The organism is Streptomyces sp. NPDC052225, from assembly GCF_040679615.1.
In the GTDB taxonomy this organism is placed as follows: Bacteria; Actinomycetota; Actinomycetes; order Streptomycetales; family Streptomycetaceae; genus Streptomyces.
Window position 1 is genome coordinate 1 of the sequence record NZ_JBFAVD010000052.1, and the last position, 19,761, is coordinate 19,761.

The 19,761-nt window shown below is 69.6% G+C and carries 16 protein-coding genes; 6 read left to right on the forward strand and 10 right to left on the reverse strand.

Annotated elements, in window-relative coordinates:
• Window positions 1-124: 124 nt before the first annotated feature.
• Window positions 125-742: a TetR/AcrR family transcriptional regulator gene (locus tag AB0L37_RS37640; RefSeq protein WP_365516427.1), complete on the reverse strand. Its 618-nt coding sequence runs from the start codon at window positions 740-742 to the stop codon at window positions 125-127.
• 310 nt (window positions 743-1,052) lie between these two features.
• On the opposite strand from AB0L37_RS37640, the gene AB0L37_RS37645 reads away from it, so the two are divergent.
• From AB0L37_RS37645 to AB0L37_RS37660, 4 genes are all read left to right on the forward strand, one after another.
• Complete coding sequence (locus tag AB0L37_RS37645) at window positions 1,053-2,024, forward strand: tetratricopeptide repeat protein (RefSeq protein WP_365516430.1); 972 nt, start codon at window positions 1,053-1,055, stop codon at window positions 2,022-2,024.
• A 644-nt stretch (window positions 2,025-2,668) separates the two neighbouring features.
• Window positions 2,669-3,286: a DUF6230 family protein gene (locus AB0L37_RS37650; protein ID WP_365516432.1), complete on the forward strand. Its 618-nt coding sequence runs from the start codon at window positions 2,669-2,671 to the stop codon at window positions 3,284-3,286.
• A gap of 165 nt (window positions 3,287-3,451) precedes the next feature.
• On the forward strand, window positions 3,452-3,985 hold the full coding sequence (locus tag AB0L37_RS37655; protein ID WP_365516435.1) for a DUF6114 domain-containing protein: 534 nt from the start codon (window positions 3,452-3,454) through the stop codon (window positions 3,983-3,985).
• Window positions 3,975-5,249 (forward strand): hypothetical protein, encoded by a 1,275-nt coding sequence (locus AB0L37_RS37660; protein ID WP_365516438.1) that lies wholly within the window; start codon window positions 3,975-3,977, stop codon window positions 5,247-5,249. Before AB0L37_RS37655 ends, AB0L37_RS37660 begins: the two co-directional genes overlap by 11 nt.
• Before the next feature lie 99 nt (window positions 5,250-5,348).
• On the opposite strand, the gene pyk is transcribed toward AB0L37_RS37660, so the two are convergent.
• From pyk to pta, 3 genes are all read right to left on the reverse strand, one after another.
• Complete coding sequence (gene pyk, locus AB0L37_RS37665) at window positions 5,349-6,779, reverse strand: pyruvate kinase (protein WP_365516440.1); 1,431 nt, start codon at window positions 6,777-6,779, stop codon at window positions 5,349-5,351.
• 95 nt (window positions 6,780-6,874) lie between these two features.
• Window positions 6,875-8,092, reverse strand: coding sequence for an acetate kinase (locus AB0L37_RS37670; RefSeq protein ID WP_365516443.1), 1,218 nt, complete (start codon window positions 8,090-8,092; stop codon window positions 6,875-6,877).
• The gene (gene pta / locus AB0L37_RS37675; protein WP_365516446.1) at window positions 8,089-10,179 is read right to left on the reverse strand and encodes a phosphate acetyltransferase; all 2,091 of its coding nucleotides are present in this window, start codon (window positions 10,177-10,179) and stop codon (window positions 8,089-8,091) included. The genes AB0L37_RS37670 and pta overlap by 4 nt, the downstream gene beginning before the upstream one ends.
• A gap of 258 nt (window positions 10,180-10,437) precedes the next feature.
• On the opposite strand from pta, the gene AB0L37_RS37680 reads away from it, so the two are divergent.
• Window positions 10,438-11,463 (forward strand): ATP-dependent 6-phosphofructokinase, encoded by a 1,026-nt coding sequence (locus tag AB0L37_RS37680; RefSeq protein WP_365516448.1) that lies wholly within the window; start codon window positions 10,438-10,440, stop codon window positions 11,461-11,463.
• Window positions 11,464-11,479: 16 nt separating this feature from the next.
• On the opposite strand, the gene AB0L37_RS37685 is transcribed toward AB0L37_RS37680, so the two are convergent.
• The 6 genes from AB0L37_RS37685 to AB0L37_RS37710 all read right to left on the reverse strand — a co-directional run bounded on the left by AB0L37_RS37685 (window position 11,480) and on the right by AB0L37_RS37710 (window position 17,813).
• A complete protein-coding gene (locus AB0L37_RS37685; protein WP_365516451.1) occupies window positions 11,480-12,187 on the reverse strand; it encodes a helix-turn-helix transcriptional regulator in 708 nt (235 codons plus the stop codon).
• An 82-nt stretch (window positions 12,188-12,269) separates the two neighbouring features.
• Complete coding sequence (locus AB0L37_RS37690) at window positions 12,270-13,094, reverse strand: carbohydrate ABC transporter permease (RefSeq protein ID WP_365516454.1); 825 nt, start codon at window positions 13,092-13,094, stop codon at window positions 12,270-12,272.
• On the reverse strand, window positions 13,095-13,901 hold the full coding sequence (locus tag AB0L37_RS37695; RefSeq protein ID WP_365516469.1) for a sugar ABC transporter permease: 807 nt from the start codon (window positions 13,899-13,901) through the stop codon (window positions 13,095-13,097).
• Window positions 13,902-13,954: 53 nt separating this feature from the next.
• Window positions 13,955-15,325: an extracellular solute-binding protein gene (locus AB0L37_RS37700; RefSeq protein WP_365516457.1), complete on the reverse strand. Its 1,371-nt coding sequence runs from the start codon at window positions 15,323-15,325 to the stop codon at window positions 13,955-13,957.
• Window positions 15,326-15,483: 158 nt separating this feature from the next.
• Window positions 15,484-16,173 carry a response regulator gene (locus AB0L37_RS37705; RefSeq protein ID WP_365516460.1) on the reverse strand — a complete coding sequence of 230 codons (690 nt, stop codon included), beginning with the start codon at window positions 16,171-16,173 and terminating at the stop codon, window positions 15,484-15,486.
• The gene (locus AB0L37_RS37710; RefSeq protein ID WP_365516463.1) at window positions 16,170-17,813 is read right to left on the reverse strand and encodes a sensor histidine kinase; all 1,644 of its coding nucleotides are present in this window, start codon (window positions 17,811-17,813) and stop codon (window positions 16,170-16,172) included. Before AB0L37_RS37710 ends, AB0L37_RS37705 begins: the two co-directional genes overlap by 4 nt.
• Window positions 17,814-17,995: 182 nt before the next feature.
• On the opposite strand from AB0L37_RS37710, the gene AB0L37_RS37715 reads away from it, so the two are divergent.
• On the forward strand, window positions 17,996-19,384 hold the full coding sequence (locus AB0L37_RS37715; protein WP_365516466.1) for a cation:dicarboxylase symporter family transporter: 1,389 nt from the start codon (window positions 17,996-17,998) through the stop codon (window positions 19,382-19,384).
• Window positions 19,385-19,761 lie beyond the last annotated feature (377 nt).

Sequence of the window (19,761 nt, forward strand, 5' to 3'; positions counted from 1 at the left end):
CGGAGCCGCTCATGACACAGCCCCGCGCCCCTGAAGCATGCGCTGCGCGCAGCTTCCCCAGGGGCGCGGGGAACTGCGCGACCAGCCACGACGAAAGCCGCACTCGGCAACGAACCCCCGGTGGCTATTCCGAAGCCGCCGTCAGACCGCCGAGCAGCAATGAAGTGAACCGCCGGACCCACTCCGCGTCCACCGGCTCCGCACTCACCAGCGTCCGGTGCACCACCGCCCCGGCCGCCACATCGAAGATCAGGTCAGCCGTACGCGCCGCCGCGGCCGGATCCGCGGACGCCGGAAGCTCGCCGCGGCGTTCGGCCCGGGCCCGCCCCTCCAGGACGAGACGTTTCTGCCGGTCCACGATCGACGTACGGATCCGCTCCCGCAGCGGAGCGTCACGCGTCGACTCGGCGACCACCGCCATCAGCGCCGTCTTGGTCTCGGGCCGGTCGAGCAGCGCCGCGAACTGAAGCACCACGCCCTCGATGTCGGCCGCGAGGGAACCTCTGTCGGGCAGTTCGAGTTCATCGAAGAGGACGGCCACCGCGTCGACCACGAGCTCGTTCTTGCCCGCCCAGCGGCGGTACAGGGTCGTCTTCGCGACGCCCGCCCGCGTCGCCACGTCGCCCAGGGTCAGCTTGGACCAGCCCAGCTCCACGAGCGCCGCACGCGTCGCCTCCAGGATCGCCTCGTCCGCCGCGGCGGACCGGGGGCGACCTGTTCGGGGCGGCGTGCGGCTCTGCATGGTCAAGGACCATACCGGCCGGTAGGCCGCGGGCGCGGGTGAGCCAGATCACCGGGGGTCGCGCCCCACGCGCCGGAGCCGACAGTTACGCTACGACTCGTAGCGAAAGCTCGATCTCGTAACGGTCGACTCGGATCTGCACCCCGAGCCGGTCACGACGAGCGGCAACCACTGGTGCCGGGTGGGGACCCGGCGCCGAAGCACCCGGCCGAGTCCGCTCCGTGTCTCTTTGTGCGTCTCGCACTCCGGCGGGAGGCTCACGGAGCCGGACCCGGCCCACAACCGTCCGCGGAAGGGAGAGAATGCACTCATGCAGCCACGGAACATGTCCATGAGCGGAGTCGTCGATCTCGCCGCGGTGAAGGCGGCCCAGGAGGCCAAGGCGAAGGCGGAGCAGGCGCGCGCCGAAGCGGCCCGGCAGGGCGGCGGCCCGTCGGCGGTCCCGCCTTCGAGCCTCGTCATCGATGTGGACGAGGCCGGTTTCGAGCGCGACGTACTCCAGCGCTCCACCGAAGTGCCCGTCGTCATCGACTTCTGGGCCGAGTGGTGCGAGCCCTGCAAGCAGCTGAGCCCGTTGCTCGAGCGGCTCGCCGCCGAGTACAGCGGCCGGTTCGTCCTTGCCAAGATCGACGTCGATGCCAACCAGATGCTGATGCAGCAGTTCGGGGTCCAGGGGATCCCCGCCGTCTTCGCGGTCGTCGCGGGACAGGCGCTGCCGCTCTTCCAGGGTGCCGCCCCCGAGGCCCAGATCCGGGGCACGCTCGACCAGTTGATCCAGGTCGCCGAGGAGCGCTTCGGGCTCACGGGGATCGCCGTGGACCAGGATGCGGAGGGACCCGCACCGGTCGTGGAGGCTCCGGCCGGTCCGTACGACTCCCTTCTCGAGGCGGCCGTTCAGGCTCTGGACGCGGGCGACATGGCCGGCGCGATCCAGGCGTACAAGAACGTGCTGTCCGACGACCCCGGCAACACCGAGGCCAAGCTCGGCCTCGGGCAGGCCGAACTCCTGCAGCGCGTCCAGGACATGGACCCGCAGGAGGTGCGCAAGAGCGCCGCTGAGCGCCCCGCTGACGTGCAGGCCCAGATCGCGGCCGCCGACCTGGACCTGGTCGGCGGGCACGTGGCGGACGCCTTCGGGCGGCTCGTCGACGCGGTGGCCCGCTCGGCCGGCGACGACCGGGACGCGGCGCGGGTCCGCCTGCTCGAACTGTTCGAGATCGTTGGCGCCGACGACCCCCGGGTGACCACGGCCCGTACGGCTCTGGCCCGGGTTCTCTTCTGAGCCGTCGGTGACCAGTTCTTAAACGCCGCGGCTTGTGGTGCCGGGGTGAAAGTTCTGTCCCCAGGGACGCACAGCGGCCGCGCTTTACCAAAACTTGGTAAACGTGGCCGCTGTTACTTGGAGTAAGTCGGGGGGCTTCTTCTGTCCGGTTCCGTGCCGGATTCAACGTATATGGCAACTCACTTGACAGCACCCTGAGTTGTCGGCCGATGCCGGGCGGTCGTGGTTCGGTTATCCGTCCGTTACCCGTGAGTAACGAACCCCCTTGTGCGAGCGACGGGAATGCACCACGATCGGGCACGCTCGGTCCACTCCCCACCGTCCGGCAGCCATTCGGGCCGTGGGGTTCTTGGGTCCCCACCGAGCAGGTCGACGGCGAACCAAGGGGAGCGCCGGCGGTCTCAGGACAGGGGGGTCTCAGCCGTCCGGCTGGGCCTGTCCGGCAGGTTGCGCGTGATGGCTCAGGTGCGACCAGTGGTTGTCGCTCGGGGGTGATCGCCGGTGATCAGGGTGCGGAAGATCAGTACCTCCGATGCGGGCGCTCTCCTTCCCGAGGACGTAGCACTTCTCCCATCCCTGCCCGGCTGAGCCGCCGCAAGGGGCAGTCAGGGCCAGGAGATGTACGTCCGAGAAGGAGGAAAGTCGTGAATTCCATGATTCGTGGCGGAACCAGATGGAAGCGGTTCGCCGTAGTCATGGTGCCGAGCGTCGCGGCGACAGCCGCGATAGGCGTCGCCCTGTCCCAGGGTGCGCTCGCGGCATCGTTCAGTGTTTCGGGTCAGTCGTTCAAGGTGACGGCGGACTCTCTCGATGGCAAGGGCTTCGTGCAGTACGGCGCCCTCGACACCGGTAAGACGGGGGCCCACCCGGTCGCCGTCGTCGGTATGAAGTCCGCGACGATCAACAACCTCTGCCAGTCGGTGGTTGTCCCCGTCCCGGTCTTCGGCGACGTGTCGATGAAGCTGTCGGCCGGTACCGACAAGGCCAACCCGGTCGAGGCCAAGACCCTCTACATCGACGCCGATGACCTGAAGGCCGACGCGACCTTCAAGAACATCGACATCGGTGTGGCGGCGGGCGACGCGGCCAAGGGCCCGGGTATCCACCAGGGCGACAAGGCCGACCCGAACTCGTTCGCCCAGCAGGCCGACTCGGTGCACTTCGAGAACGTCCAGCAGCGCGCGTGGGCCACGACGGCCGGCACCTTCAAGCTCTCGGGGCTCAAGATGAGCGTCCAGAAGGGCTCGCACGAGTGCTACTAGGCCGTACGGGCCCCCACCAGGGTCCAGGCCAAGGCACTTGAGCGCCTGATGTGCTGAACGGCCGGGCGCGGGGGCGTACGGGAGTGATCCAGGACCGTCCCCGTGCCCGTATCCGGACAGCCACCATCACCACAGAACAACGCCATTCCCGAGGAGCTGTACGACATGAGCGCCGAAGCGCACGCAGGACTGGGCCCGAAGCTTGGTCACATGCGCCAATCGTTCCGAGGGTGGCGCGGTCAGCGCCCATTCTGGGGTGGTCTGCTGTCGATCCTCGGCGGCATCCCCATCATGTACTTTCCGTACGCGAATCTGACGCTCGGCAGCATGACGATCCGGATGGCCACCACGGCCGGTGCCGGTTCGCTCATCATCGGCGTCCTGCTCGTCGTGCTCGGCCTGACGATGTGGTTCCAGCCGCACTCCCGGGTGTTCGCGGGTGTGGCGGCGATTCTTCTCGCCCTGGTCTCCCTGGTGGTCTCCAACTTCGGTGGCTTCGTCATCGGCTTCCTGCTCGCCCTCGTCGGCGGCGCCCTCGGCGTCTCCTGGGCGCCCGGCAGGCCGGCCGAGGGACAAGCCGCCGACCCGAAGGCCGCGGGGGCCCCGGGAGTTGCGGGCGGGGCGCTGGGCGCAAACGACGACGTGTCAGGGACGAGCCCGGATGATGACGGGACGAACGGGAGGCACCGTGCCGGCTGACGAGGTGCACCACGAGGGCTCCGCGGGGGAGTCCCGTGCGAGAACCGGGCCGCGGCATGCAGCACCGAGGAAGCATCTGTTCACCAAGCTGCACATGCCCGCGGGCAAGGCGATAGCCATCGCGGCGATGCCCACGGCCGTGCTCATGGGCATGGGCCTCACGCCCACGCTGGCCATGGCCAAGGACAACCCGACGAACTTCTCGGCGGACGACTACAAGGCGTGCGCCGACGCCGTCGAGGCGGAGCGGGACGGCAAGACCGCCACCGACTCCACCGACGGCAAGGACAAGGCCGAGCCGTCCGCGACGCCGTCGCCCTCCGCGTCGGCTTCCAAGGACAGCGCCGGCGGCGACAAGGACTCCGGCTCCGGCTCGGGCTCCACGGACGGCAAGGACACGGCGACGCCGACGCCCACGCCGTCCGCCTCCGCGTCGACGTCGACCGACAGCAAGGACGCGGCAACCCCGTCGCCCTCGCCGTCCGAGACGACCAACCCGCTCGACCCGCTGGGTGTCGGCGACGCGCTCAAGGACCTGTTCACGCCGGACGACAAGGAGTCGGCCAGTCCGACCCCCTCGCCGTCCGCGTCCGCCTCCGGCGACCTCGGCGACACCGTCAAGGACACGACGGACAAGGTCGAGGACACGGTCAAGGACACGACCGACAAGGCCGGCGACGCCGCCCGGGACACGACGGACAAGGCCGGGGACGCGGCGAAGGACGCCGCCGAGAAGGCCGAGGCCACGGCGACCCCGTCGCCCAGCGCCTCCGAGGGCATCCCCGACAACTGCCCGGTCGCCACCGACGCGGCGGGTGCCGACGAGGACACCCCTGCCCAGCTTCCGGACACCACCTGGAGGCTGGAGGCCAGTTCCCTGCTGCTCAAGGGCGCGGACTACAAGGGCCTGGTCGATGTGCGGATGGCCGACGGGACCACCAAGCGCGTCATGAAGTACGTGATCTCGAACGGGACCGACATCGGCGACCTGCACCAGATCGCTCAGGGCCCCAACGGCAAGTACTTCCACATCCGCGCCGACAAGGGCTCCACGTCGACGATCCGCGGCGGGACGACGACCATGTACACGGAGGAGCTGTCGGGCAATCTGCTCGGGCTCATCCCCATGACGTTCAACGCCAAGAACCCGCCGCCGGTCAACCTGCCGATCCTGTACTTCACCAACGTGAAGGTCACGCAGGCCTCGCAGTTCGGCGGAACCCTGCACGTGCCGGGGCTCCACACCACGGTCGAGGACAGCTGACCGTACCCGTCAGGGCCAACAAGCCAGTTCGGGAGCCGCACAAGACTGAGGGCGCCCCCCATCGGGGGGCGCCCTCAGTCGTTGCCGTCCGGCGGTGCGTCAGTCGCGCTGGCCGCCGCCCAGGTGGTGCACCCGGACCATGTTGGTGGTGCCGGGGACGCCGGGGGGCGAACCGGCCGTGATGACCACGGTGTCGCCGTCGTTGAAGCGGCTGAGCTTGATCAGCTCGGCGTCGACCAGCTCGACCATCTCGTCCGTCGAGTCCACGTGCGGCACGACGTACGACTCCACGCCCCAGCTCAGCGCGAGCTGGTTGCGGGTGCTCTCCTGCGTGGTGAACGCGAGGATCGGCTGGGCCGCGCGGTAACGGGACAGACGGCGGGCCGTGTCACCGGAGTGCGTGAAGGCGACCAGCGCCTCGCCGTCCAGGAAGTCCGCGATCTCGCACGCGGCGCGGGCGACCGAACCACCCTGCGTGCGCGGCTTCTTGCCCGGGACGAGCGGCTGGAGGCCCTTGGAGAGCAGCTCCTCCTCGGCCGCCACGACGATCTTCGACATCGTCTTGACGGTCTCGATCGGGTACGCGCCGACCGACGACTCGGCGGACAGCATGACCGCGTCGGCGCCGTCCAGGATGGCGTTGGCGACGTCGGACGCCTCGGCGCGCGTGGGGCGCGAGTTGGTGATCATCGACTCCATCATCTGGGTCGCGACGATCACCGGCTTGGCGTTGCGGCGGCACATCTCCACGAGGCGCTTCTGCACCATCGGGACCTTCTCGAGCGGGTACTCGACGGCGAGGTCGCCACGGGCCACCATCACCGCGTCGAACGCCGCGACGACGCCCTCCATGTTGGCGACGGCCTGCGGCTTCTCCACCTTGGCGATGACGGGGACCCGGCGGCCCTCCTCGTCCATCACCTTGTGGACGTCCTTGACGTCGTTGGCGTCGCGCACGAAGGACAGGGCGACCATGTCGCAGCCCATCTTCAGGGCGAAGCGGAGGTCCTCGATGTCCTTCTCGGACAGGGCCGGCACGTTGACGGCCGCGCCGGGCAGGTTGATGCCCTTGTGGTCGGAGATGACACCGCCCTCGATGACGATCGTCTTGACCCGCGGGCCCTCGACGTCCATCACCTTGAGCTCGACGTTGCCGTCGTTGATGAGGATCTGGTCACCGCGCGAGACGTCGCCCGGCAGACCCTTGTACGTCGTGCCGCAGATCGACTTGTCGCCGGGCACGTCCTCCGTGGTGATGGTGAACTCGTCACCGCGCACCAGCTCGACGGGGCCCTCGGCGAAGGTCTCCAGGCGGATCTTCGGACCCTGGAGGTCGGCGAGCACGCCCACGGCGCGGCCCGTCTTGGTGGCGGCGGCACGGACACGGTCGTAGCGACCCTGGTGCTCGGCGTGGGTGCCGTGGCTGAAGTTGAAGCGGGCCACATTCATGCCGGCCTCGATCAGCGAGACGAGCTGCTCTTCGGAGTCGACGGCGGGGCCCAGCGTGCAGACGATTTTGGAACGGCGCATGGGGGCGATCCTATCGGTTTGTTTCGCTACGGAATATTCCGTCTGGTGGAATCTACAAATGGGCGGTCGGGTGCTCAGACGTGACGGCTGTCACGTCACCGGCCGGCAGCCTCGACCAGCGCGTACGTCTGCTGGGCGATCTCCAGCTCCTCGTCCGTGGGGACCACGGCGACGGCGACCCGGGCGTACTCGGGCGAGATGATCCTGGCCTCGTCGGATCGTACGGAATTGAGCTCGCCGTCGACCGCGAGGCCCAGCTCCTCCAGGCCCGCGACCGCAGCTTCGCGCACCGGCGCCGCGTTCTCGCCGACCCCCGCCGTGAACGCGATCGCGTCCACCCGGCCGAGTACCGCGTAGTACGCCCCGATGTACTTCTTCAGGCGGTGGATGTAGATGTCGAAGGCGAGCTTCGCCTCCCGGTCGCCCTCGTCGATCCGACGGCGGATCTCGCGCATGTCGTTGTCGCCGCACAGGCCGATCAGGCCCGACTTCTTGTTGAGCAGGACGTCGATCTCGTCCGCCGACATGTTGCCCACCCGCATCAGATGGAAGATGACGGCCGGGTCGACGTCTCCTGAACGCGTACCCATCACTAGCCCCTCAAGCGGGGTCAGACCCATCGACGTGTCCACGCACACCCCGCCGCGCACCGCCGAGGCGGAGGCGCCGTTGCCCAGGTGCAGCACGATCACGTTGACCTCCTCCGGCTCGCGGCCGAGGAGTTCGGCGGTCCTGCGCGACACGTACGCGTGCGATGTGCCGTGGAAGCCGTAGCGCTGGATGCGGTGCTCGTCGGCCGTCTTCACGTCGATCGCGTAGCGCGCGGCCGACTCCGGCATCGTCGTGTGGAACGCCGTGTCGAAGACCGCGACCTGCGGCAGGTCGGGACGGAGCGCCATCGCCGTACGGATGCCCGTGAGGTTCGCCGGGTTGTGCAGCGGCGCCACCGGGATGAGCCGCTCGACCTCGGCGAGGACCGCGTCGTCGATCACGGTCGGCTGTGTGAAGAACTTGCCGCCGTGCACCACGCGGTGGCCGATCGCGGCCAGCTCGGGGGAGTCGAGGCCGAGCCCGTCGTGCGCCAGCTCCTCGGCGACCGCCTTGAGCGCCTCCTCGTGGTCGGCGATCGGCCGGTTCTGCTCACGGCTCTCGCCGCCGGTCAGCGGGGTGTGCTTGAGCCGGGACGTCTCCTCGCCGATGCGCTCGACGAGGCCCTGGGCGAGCCGGGCTCCGTCGCGCATGTCGAGGAGCTGGTACTTCACCGACGAGGAGCCGGAGTTGAGGACGAGTACGCGGGTCGGTGTCGGTGTCACTGGGCGGGCGCCTTTTCGGTGGGGGTCTGGGCCTGGATCGCCGTGATGGCGACGGTGTTCACGATGTCCTGTACGAGCGCGCCGCGCGACAGGTCGTTGACCGGCTTGCGCAGGCCCTGGAGGACCGGGCCGACGGCGATCGCGCCGGCCGAGCGCTGCACGGCCTTGTACGTGTTGTTGCCGGTGTTGAGGTCCGGGAAGATCAGCACGCTGGCCTGGCCCGCGACCTCGGACCCCGGCAGCTTGGTCGCCGCGACGGACGGCTCGACGGCGGCGTCGTACTGGATCGGGCCCTCGATCTTCAGGTCGGGGCGCGCACTCTTGACGATCTCCGTGGCCTCGCGGACCTTGTCGACGTCGGCGCCGGACCCGGAGGTGCCGGTCGAGTACGACAGCATCGCGATCCGCGGGTCGACGCCGAACTGGGCGGCGGTGCCGGCCGACTGCGTCGCGATGTCCGCGAGCTGCTGGGCGTTCGGATCCGGGTTGACCGCGCAGTCGCCGTAGACGAGGACCTTGTCGGCCAGGCACATGAAGAAGACGGACGAGACGATCGCGGCGTCCGGCTTCGTCTTGATGATCTCGAAGGCGGGCCGGATGGTCGCGGCCGTCGAGTGCACGGACCCCGACACCATGCCGTCGGCCAGACCGCTCTGGACCATCAGCGTGCCGAAGTAGTTCACGTCGGCGACCACGTCGTGGGCCAGCTCGACGGTGACGCCCTTGTGCGCGCGCAGCGCCGCGTACTCGCCGGCGAACCGCTCCCGCAGCTCGGACGTCGTCGGGTCGATCAGCTCCGAGTCGGCGAGGTCGACGCCGAGGTCGGCCGCCTTCTTGCGGATCTGCTCGACCGGGCCGAGCAGCGTGAGGTCGCAGACGCCGCGGCGCAGCAGCACGTCGGCGGCGCGCAGCACCCGCTCCTCCGTGCCCTCGGGCAGCACGACGCGGCGCTTGTCCGAGCGGGCCTGCTCCAGGAGCTTGTGCTCGAACATCATCGGCGTGACGCGGTCGGAGGACGGTGCCTGGATGGTCTTCAGGAGCCCGGCCGTGTCGACGTACCGCTCGAAGAGCCCGAGCGCCGTCTCGGCCTTCCTCGGCGTCGCGGCGTTCAACTTGCCCTCCAGGGCGAAGAGTTCGGCCGCCGTGGGGAACGAGCCGCCGGCCACCGCGATCACCGGGGTGCCCGGTGCGAGCCGGTCGGCGAGCTTGAGGATCTCCTCGCCGGGCCGCTCGTTCAGGGTCAGGAGGACGCCCGCGATCGGCGGCGTGCCCGCACTGTGCGCGGCCAGCGAGCCGACGACGAGGTCGGCGCGGTCGCCGGGGGTGACGACCATGCAGCCCGGGGTCAGGGCGTTGAGGAAGTTCGGCAGCATCGCGCCGCCGAAGACGAAGTCGAGCGCGTCGCGCGCGAGGCCCGCGTCGTCGCCGAGCAGCACCGTGCCGCCGAGGGCGTGGGTGATCTGGGCGACGGTGGGGGCGGAAAGGGCGGGCTCGTCGGGGAGGACGTAGCAGGGCACGGGCAGGCGGTTGCTCAGCCGCTCGTGTATCTCGTCGCGGTCGCCCGGCGCGACCCGGTTCACGACCATCGCGAGGACGTCGCAGCCCAGGCCGTCGTAGGCGCGGTAGGCGTTGCGGGCCTCGGCGCGCACCGAGTCCTCGGTCTGCTTCTTGCCGCCGACGACGGGGACGACGGAGGCGCCGAACTCGTTGGCCAGGCGGGCGTTGAGGGCGAGCTCGTCCGGCAGCTGGGTGTCGGCGAAGTCCGTGCCGAGCACGAGCACGACGTCGTAGTCGCGGGCCACCCCGTGGAACCGGTCGACCAGGCGCGAGACCAGTTCGTCGGTGCCCTGCTCGGCCTGGATCGCGGAGGCCTCGTGATAGTCGAGGCCGTAGACGGTCGCCGGGTCCTGCGACAGGCGGTAGCGCGCCCGCAGCAGATCGAAGAGCCGGTCGGGACCGTCGTGGACGAGCGGACGGAAGACCCCCACCCGGTCGACCTGTCGGGTCAGGAGCTCCATGACTCCCAGCTCGACGACCTGGCGGCCGTCACCCCGGTCGATCCCGGTCACGTACACGCTGCGCGTCACGCGTGCTCTCCCTTTCCATCGGTCTCATGGTGTCGAGAACCTAAAAAATGGCCGTATCGGTAGCCGTGCCCTCTTGACAATACCTCCGGGCATGGCTAGGTCGCCCGCCGGACAAAGGGCCTGGACAGCAGGGTCCTAGTGCCCTTCCGGGCAGTGCCGAAGCTCCCCTTGTGGCCGTCCGCGAACGCGGTGCCTCCCGGACCGTGGAAGAATCGGCATGGCTCAGACGTACCAGCAGCGAGCAGGAGACACAGCCAGATGCGTATCGGAGTTCTCACCGCAGGCGGCGACTGCCCTGGCCTGAACGCAGTGATCCGGTCGGTCGTGCACCGTGCCGTGACGCACTACGGCGACGAGGTGCTCGGCTTCGAGGACGGTTACGCGGGGCTGCTCGACGGGCGCTGGCGCCCGCTCGATGTGAACGCGGTCACCGGCATCCTCGCCCGGGGCGGCACCATCCTCGGCTCGTCCCGCCTGGAGCGCGACAAGTTCCGCGCGTTCTGCGACAACGCCAAGCAGCTCGCCGAGGAGATCGGCTTCGACGTCCTCATCCCGATCGGCGGCGAGGGCACGCTCACGGCGGCCCGGATGCTCGCCGACGCGGGCCTGCCGGTCGTCGGAGTCCCGAAGACGATCGACAACGACATCTCCTCCACCGACCGCACCTTCGGCTTCGACACCGCCGTCGGCGTCGCCACCGAGGCGATCGACCGCCTGAAGACGACCGCCGAGTCCCACCAGCGCGTCATGGTCGTCGAGGTCATGGGCCGGCACGCCGGCTGGATCGCCCTGGAGTCCGGCATGGCCGGCGGCGCCCACGGCATCTGCCTGCCCGAGCGCCCCTTCGACCCGGCCGACCTGGTCAAGATGGTCGAGGAGCGGTTCGCGCGCGGCAAGAAGTTCGCCGTCATCTGCGTCGCCGAGGGCGCGCACCCGGCCGAGGGCACCATGGACTACGGCACGGGCGCCATCGACCAGTTCGGCCACGAGCGGTTCCAGGGCATCGGCACCGCCCTCGCGTACGAGCTGGAGTCCCGCCTCGGCAAGGAGGCGCGGCCCGTCATCCTCGGCCACGTGCAGCGCGGCGGCACCCCCACCGCGTACGACCGCGTCCTCGCGACCCGCTTCGGCTGGCACGCCGTGGAGGCCGCGCACCAGGGCGAGTTCGGCAAGATGACGGCGCTGCGCGGCACCGACATCACGATGGTCCCGCTCGCCGAGGCCGTCACCGAGCTGAAGACCGTCCCGAAGGACCGGATGGACGAGGCGGAGTCGGTCTTCTAGGCCACCCGCCGCAGCCTCATGGATTGCGGATCCTGGACCAGAACTCGTCCAGGATCCGCTCCAGGAACTCCCGCCCGGCGTCCCCGGCCCCGTGCGCGGGCCCGCCGCCCCAGCTGAGCGTCGCCGCCATCAGCGCCTGGTACTCCAGGTGCATCTCGTGCAGCACGTCCTCCGCCTCCCGCCGCTGCACCGGTACGAGCCGTGCCAGCGGCCGTACGTACGCCTGCCAGCGCGTCGTCACCGCCGAGCGCAGCAGGTCCGCGAGCTGGCCGTCCCGCCCCGTCACCGTGGCGAAGGGGCGCGGCGCGAGCCGCAGCACCTGGGCGAGCGCGGCCGACTGCCGGTCGTTGCCCCGCCACTCGCCCGTCTCCTCCATGTGCAGATACGAGTGGATCTCCAGGCCCACCGCGCGGGCCACGTCCTCCGGCGCGAAGCCGTGCGCGAGCCGGTGCTCCCGCAACGTCCGAGGCGCGCCGATGAGTTCACCGGGCGAGCACCACAACGCCCCGGCGAGCGCGGTCAGTTCGCCCGGCGTGGGCGCCGCGTCGCCGTGCTCCCAGGCGATGACCAGGTCGGGCGTGACGTGCGCGAGCCCGTACGAGGCGCGCATGCCGTACGCGACATGGCCCGGCGCCATCCCGAGTGCCTCACGGAGGCGGCGGGCGGCAGGGGCGTTGAAGGGCGGGGTGGGCTGGTTGGCCGAGGGGGTGGGCTGCACGGCCACAAAGTAGGGGGGAACGGGCCGCTTGGCTACGGTGCGTTCGCCTTGGGTCACATGTCGTAGGAACGTACAGCGGTCACTCACGTCACCCCTTCATGGCGCCACCCAGGGCGAAGCCGCCGCCGAAGCGCCGCGAGACGAGCACGTACAGCAGGATCACCGGCGTCGAGTAGATGATCGAGAACGCGGCGAGCTGGCCGTAGACCACCGTGCCGCGGTTGCCGAAGAAGTCGTTGATGCTGACCGACGCCGGCATCTGGTCGGGCGAGAGCAGCAGCATGAAGGGCACGAAGAAGTTGCCCCACATCATGGTGAAGGAGAACACCGTGACGACGGCGACGCCCGGCCCCATCAGCGGCAGCACGATCCGCACCAGGGACTGGAAGGTGTTCGCGCCGTCCGTCCAGGCGGCCTCCTCCAGCTCCTTCGGCACGCCGTCCATGAAGTTCTTCATCAGCCAGATGGCGAACGGGAGTTGGGACGCGGTGAAGAAGTAGATCGTGCCCGACATCGTGTCGATCAGATTGACCTGCACGAAGAGCGCGTAGACCGGGACCATCACCGCCGTGATCGGCAGACACGTCGCGAAGAGCGTCGTCGCGAGGAACGGGTTGTTCAGACGCGAGCGGTAGCGCGAGAGCGGATACGCGGCGAGCGCCGCGCAGACCACCGTGAGCAGGGTCGCGCCGCCGCACAGGATCAGCGAGTTGAGCAGCGGCGTGAACGTGATGTCCGGCTTGAGGACCGCGTCGAAGTTGTCGAGCGTCGGGTGCGAGGGAAGCTTCACCCTCAGGTTCGCGTCGGCGTCCACCGAGGACAGGACCACCCAGGCCAGCGGGAGGACGAACGCGGCCCCGACCAGGACCAGGGACACGTCCGCCGTCAGGCGCCTGCGGTTACGGGCCTTCACTCATGCCTCCGTGCGCAGCAGGCGCATGTAGACCAGCGAGAACAGGGAGCCGACCACGAGCAGGAGCAGGGCGACCGCGGTGCCGTACCCGATCATGCTCTTCTGGAAGGCCTGCTCGTACATGAACAGGGGCAGGGTCTGGCTGCGATTGCCCGGACCGCCCCGCGTCATCACCCAGATCAGACCGAAGACGGACAGCGTCTGGAGCGTGTTCAGCATCAGGTTCGTGCCGATGGAGCGGCGGATCATGGGCAGCGTCACATGCCACAGCCGCTGCCAGGAGTTCGCGCCGTCGACCTCGGCCGCCTCCGTGATCTCCTTCGGGATCTCGGAGAGCGCCGCCGAGTAGACGAGCATCGAGAACGCGGTCCCGCGCCACACGTTCGCGAACGACACCGCGAGGATCGGGAGCGTGAAGAGCCAGTTCTGGGACGGGAGATGGAGCCAGTCCAGGATCGCGTTGAGGGTGCCCTCACGGCGGAAGAACGCGTAGAGGAGGAACCCGGCGACGACCTCCGGCAGCACCCACGCCGTCACGACCACGGCGCCGGTGACGGTCCTGACCGGCTTCGAAGCGCGCTGCATGAGCGCCGCGAGCGCCAGGCCCAGCGTGTTCTGCCCGACGATCGACGACAGGAACGTGAAGACGAGGGTCAGCCACACCGCGTTCAGGAACGCGTCGTCCCTGAACGCGGCCTTGAAGTTGTCGAACCCGACGAACGACGACGAGGCCTGGCCGGTGAGCTGGAGATCGGTGAAGGCGATGTAGGCGCAGTACGCGATCGGGCCCGCGAGGAACAGGGCCATCAGGATCGTCGCCGGAGCGACCGGCAGCGCGCGCAGCGCGGACCTGGCGCGGCTCACGGCTTGCTGACGACCTTCCCGTCGGCCGCCGTCTTCAGCTGCTCGTCGTACGTGGATGCCGCCTTGTCGACCGACGCGTCCCCGGTGGTCACCGACTCCATCGCCTCCTGGATCGCCGTCGACACCTTCGGATACGCGGGATACGCGGGCCGGTAGTGCGTGCTCGCCACCAGGTCCGTGAAGAACTTGATGCCGGGCTGCGCCTTCACGTACGCCGGGTCGGCGGCGACGTCCTTGCGCACCGCGATACCGGAGTTGGCGATGTACCAGCGCTGCGCGTTCTCCTTGGTCTGCATCGTCTTGATGAAGTCGAACGCGAGGTCGGGGTTGGCCGCCTTCGACGGGATCGCCCAGGTCCAGCCGCCCGACATCGAGACCTTGCCGGGCGCCTGGCCGTGCTGCGTCGGCATGTGCGCGAGGCCCAGCTTGTCGGACCACTCGGGCCACTCGTGGCCGCTGCCCTTCAGCCAGTCCTGCGGCAGCCAGGACCCGTCGAGGTTGATGCCGAGCTTGCCCTCGGGCAGCAGCTCACCGCGGACGTTCGTCGCGAGGTTCGGGTCGAGGGCGTCGGAGACATCGGGCCCGAGCTTCTCCTTGAACACCGTCTCCACGAACTTCAGGCTGTCCTTGAACGCCTGCGAGCCCGCGATCCACTTGTCGCTCGACTTGTCGTACAGCGGATCGGCGCTGTCGGCGCCCTCGGTCCCGTACAGGAGCATCTCGAAGCCCTGCATCGTCGCGGCCTCGCCGTTCGGCTTGCCGCTGTACACGTTCAGCGGGATCGCGCCGGGGACCTTCTTCTTGATGGTGCGCGCCGCGTCCAGGACCTCGGCCCAGTTCTTCGGCTGCCACGGCGTCTTGATGCCGGCCTTCGCGAAGATGCCCTTGTCGTACCAGAGGCCACGGGTGTCCGTGCCGTCCGGGACGCCGTACGTCTTGCCGTCCTGCGCCTTGGCCGCGGTCTTCGCCGTGTCGATGAACTGGCCCCAGTCCGACCACTTCTCCAGGTACGGATCCAGCGGCTTCAAGTACCCGCTGGTGATGTCCGAGTTGATCAGGAACGTGTCCTCGTAGACCAGGTCGGGCGCCGTCTTCGGCGAGCGCAGCATCTGCTGGAGCTTCGTGTAGTACTCGGAGTCCGGGGCCTTGATCGGGACGAGCTCGACCTTCTTGCCCGGGTTGGCCTTCTCGAACTGCTTCTTCATCGCGGCCAGGTAGGTGTCCATGACCTTGATCTGGTTGTCCGTGGACTGCTTGAACGAGACCTTGATCGTGTTCGAGTCACTGCCGGAACCCCCGCCGCAGGCGGTCAGTGTTCCGGCGGCCAGCAGGGCGGTGGCGACGAGGAGAGGGGCGGTGGGGCGCACGGGCACGACCTCCTACGGAGCACAGCGCGGGCTCCGTCGCCCGCGGGGCTGCCCGTGAACGTACGGTCCGTCTCCGATCAGGGTCAATGGGTGTGCAAGCGTGCAGGCCGATGCCGTGACAACGTTGTTATCGAGCCCCGGCGGTGAACGCGGGACGCTCACTTCCAGGTGTAGACGAGCTCCGGGCGGCCCACCTGCCCGTACTGCGGGCTGCGCACCGCACGCCCCGCGTCGACCAGGTGCTCCAGATAGCGGCGGGCCGTGATCCGCGAGATGCCGACCGACTCGGCGGCCGACGCCGCGGTCACCCCGTCCGCCCCCGCCTCCCGCACGGTGTGCGTCACCCGCTCCAGGGTCGGCGCGCTCAGCCCCTTCGGCAGCGCGGCCGGCGCCGGCGAACGCAGATGCGCGAGCGCCCGGTCGACCTCGTCCTGCCCGGTCGCCTCCCCGGTCGACGTCCGGTACCCGGCGTACAGCACGAGCCGGTCCCGCAGCGTGGCGAACGTGAACGGCTTCAACACGTACTGGACCACGCCGAGCGACACCCCCTCCCTGACCACCGCCAGATCGCGGGCCGACGTCACCGCGATGACATCGGCCTGATGCCCCGCCGCACGCAGCGAACGGGCCAGCGCGAGCCCGTGCCCGTCGGGCAGATGCAGATCGAGCAGGATCAGATCGACCGGCGTGCGCTCCAGCGTGCGCCGCGCCTCGGCGGCCGTGTGCACGACGGCGACCGTACGGAAGCCGGCGACCCGGTCCACGTACAGCGCATGCGCGTCCGCGGCCACCGGGTCGTCCTCGACCACAAGCACCTTGAGGGATCCGTCCTGCCCGTCGTCGCTCATGCGGTCGCCTCCTTCCGCAGCGACCTCGGCCGCTGTGTCGGCACGGCGCCCGCCAGCGGCAGCCGCACCGTGAACGCGGCGCCGCCGTCCGGCGCCCCGGCAAGCTCCAGCGTCCCGCCGCCGCGCGCCACCGCCTGCCGTACGAGCGCCAGACCGAGGCCGCGCCCGCCCGGCCCGGCCGGCTTCGTCGACCAGCCGCGCTCGAAGACCGCGTCGGCGTGCTCCGGGTCGATGCCGGGCCCGGTGTCCGTGACCCGCAGCAGCAGACAGCCGTCCGCGTCCGCGCGGGCGGTGACGGTGACCCGGGCGCGCGGCGAACCCTGCGCCGCGTCGACCGCGTTGTCGATCAGATTGCCGAGCACCGTGACGAGATCGCGGGCCGGCAGCGTCCGCGGCAGCAGCCCGTCGTCGATCCGGGTGTCACCGGACACGACCAGCTCGACCCCGTGCTCGTTGGCCTGCGCCGCCTTGCCGAGCAGCAGCGCGGCGAGCACCGGCTCGCTCACCGCGCCCACCACCTGATCGGTCAGCGCCTGCGCCAGCTCCAGCTCCGCCGTCGCGAACTCCACGGCCTCGTCCGCCCGGCCCAGCTCGATCAGCGACACCACCGTGTGCAGCCGGTTCGCCGCCTCGTGGGCCTGCGACCTGAGCGCCTGCGTGAACCCCCGCTCGGAGTCCAGCTCGCCCATCACCGACTGGAGTTCGGTGTGATCGCGCAGGGTCACGACGGTGCCCCGCCGCTCCCCGCTCGTCACCGGCGACGTGTTCACGACGACGACCCGGTCGGCCGTCAGATGCACCTCGTCGACCCGCGGCTCGGCGGACAGCAACGCCCCCGTCAGCGGCGCGGGCAGCCCGAGATCGGCGACCCCCCGCCCGACGGCCGTCTCTCCCAGACCGAGCAGCTCGCGCGCCCCGTCGTTGATCAGAGCGACCCGCCGCTGCGCGTCGAGCATCACGAGCCCCTCGCGTACGGCGTGCAGCGCGGCCTGGTGGTAGGCGTGCATACGGCTCAGCTCGGTCGCGTTCATGCCGTGCGTGTGCCGCCGCAGCCGGGCGTTGATCACGTACGTACCGATGCCGCCGAGCACCAGCGCGGCGATCGCGACCCCGGCCACCGCGAGCACCTGCCCGCGGGCCTGCTCGGTGATCTCGTCGACGGTGATACCGGCGCTCACCAGGCCGATGACCCGGTGCTCACCCCCGTACACCGGAGTGACGACCCGCACGGAAGGACCGAGCGTCCCCGTGTACGTCTCCGAGAACGTCCGCCCCTTCAGCGCGGGCCCGATGTGCCCGAGGAAACGCTCCCCGATCCGGTCCTTCTTCGGATGCGTCCACCGGATGCCGTCCGTATCCATGATCGTCACGAAGTCGACCCCGGTGTGCCGCTGCACGGCGCGCGCGTACGGCTGGAGGCTCACGGTCGGACTGCCCCCGCCGGTGATCGCCTCCCGCACCGAAGCGGAGTCCGCCACCGCCGTCGCCGCGGCCGTCGCCTGCCGCCGCGCGGCCGTCTCGGCCTGACCCCGATCGCTGAGATACGTGAACAGCGCGCATCCCGCGACCACGACCGCGACCAGCACGGCCTGCATCGCGAACAGCTGGCCGGCCAGGCTGCGGGGACGGGGGAGGCGCATGCGCCCAGTCTGCCTCGTCGCCCCCTGTTCGTATAAGCGCGAACTAAATGAACGGAAGGGTGACGGCCCTCACGGCCTGGGAGATAGTCGCCGGGATCCGCAGACCGTGAGCCGCACGGCCTGTGCGTACGTGAACTCTTCAGACCGTTCCAGTACGCCGACGTCGTCGTTCAGGAGGAACCGTGGCCGAGACCGGGCAAGCACCCACGACACCCCCCGCCAAGCGGGACCGCACGCACTATCTCTACATCGCCGTGATCGTGGCGGTGCTGCTCGGCATCGCCGTCGGCTTCATCTGGCCGGACTTCGCCAAGGAGCTCAAGCCCGTCGGCACGGGCTTCGTGAACCTGATCAAGATGATGATCTCGCCCATCATCTTCTGCACGATCGTCCTCGGCGTCGGCTCGGTCCGGAAGGCCGCCAAGATCGGCAAGGTCGGCGGCCTCGCCCTCGGCTACTTCATCTGCATGTCGGTCGTCGCCCTCGCCATCGGCCTGATCGTCGGCAACATCCTGGACCCCGGCACCGGCATGCACCTCACCGATGCCACGAAGGACGTCGGCCAGACCGCGGCCAAGGACGCCGCCGAAGGCCCGGTCGACTTCGTCCTCGGCATCATCCCGACGACCCTCGTCTCCGCCTTCACGGAGGGCGAGGTCCTCCAGACCCTCCTGGTCGCCCTGCTCGTCGGCTTCGCCCTCCAGGCCATGGGCCGGGGCGGCGAACCGGTCCTGCGCGGCATCGAGCACATCCAGAAGCTGGTCTTCCGCGTCCTCGGCATGATCATGTGGGCCGCCCCGGTCGGCGCGTTCGGCGCGATGGCCGCCGTCATCGGCGAAACCGGCGTGGACGCCCTCAAGGCCCTCGCCACCATCATGATCGGCTTCTACGTCACCTGCGCCCTGTTCGTCGGCATCGTCCTGGCGGCGATCCTGCGCCTGGCGACCGGCTTCAACATCTTCTCGCTCCTGAAGTACCTCGGCCGCGAGTTCCTTCTGATCCTCTCGACGTCGTCCTCGGAGTCGGCGCTGCCGCGCCTCATCGCGAAGATGGAGCACCTCGGCGTCTCCCGCCCGGTCGTCGGCATCACCGTCCCGACGGGCTACTCCTTCAACCTCGACGGCACGATGATCTACCTGACCATGGCGTCCCTCTTCATCGCCGACGCCATGGACCAGCCGATGAGCATCGGCCAGCAGATCGGCCTGCTCCTCTTCATGATGGTCGCGTCGAAGGGCGCCGCGGGCGTCTCCGGCTCCGGCATCGCGGTCCTCGCGAGCGGCCTCCAGTCCCACAAGCCCGGCCTCGTCGACGGCGTCGGCCTCATCATCGGCATCGACCGCTTCATGAGCGAGGCCCGCGCCCTGACGAACTTCGCGGGCAACGCCGTGGCCACGCTCCTCATCGGTACGTGGACCGGAGAGGTCGACCGGGACCGCGTGCGCCGCGTCCTCGCCGGCGAACTCCCCTTCGACGAGCGCACCCTGCTCGACACGGGCGACGACGCCAAGGACCTCCCGGCACCGCGTGACGGCGGGGCCGGCGTGGAGAAGGAGCCGGTCGGAGTGTGACTCCGCGTGGCGGGGCCCGGCGCGATCCGTAGCGCCGGGCCCCGCTTTTGTACTACCGCCGATCGTGGCGTAGAGTCCTGCGAGTTGTCCGGGGGCCACCAGGTTCGCCAGGGGCTCGGGACGACACCTCCTGCCGCAGCAGCGGCAACCAAAACATCAGCACGATCTCCTTCGGGATTGTTTTCGGTGTACCCGAATTCAATTTCGACCCCGATTAGGTCCGGGGCGGGGAATCCGCTAATGTTCTGGACGTCGGAACGGCCCAACAGCCGCAAAGACAAGCCGGTTGACTGGGAATCAGGCCCGAAAGGATCTGATAGAGTCAACACCGCCGGAAGGCCGAAAGGCCGGAAAGCACCGAGGAAATCGGATCGGAA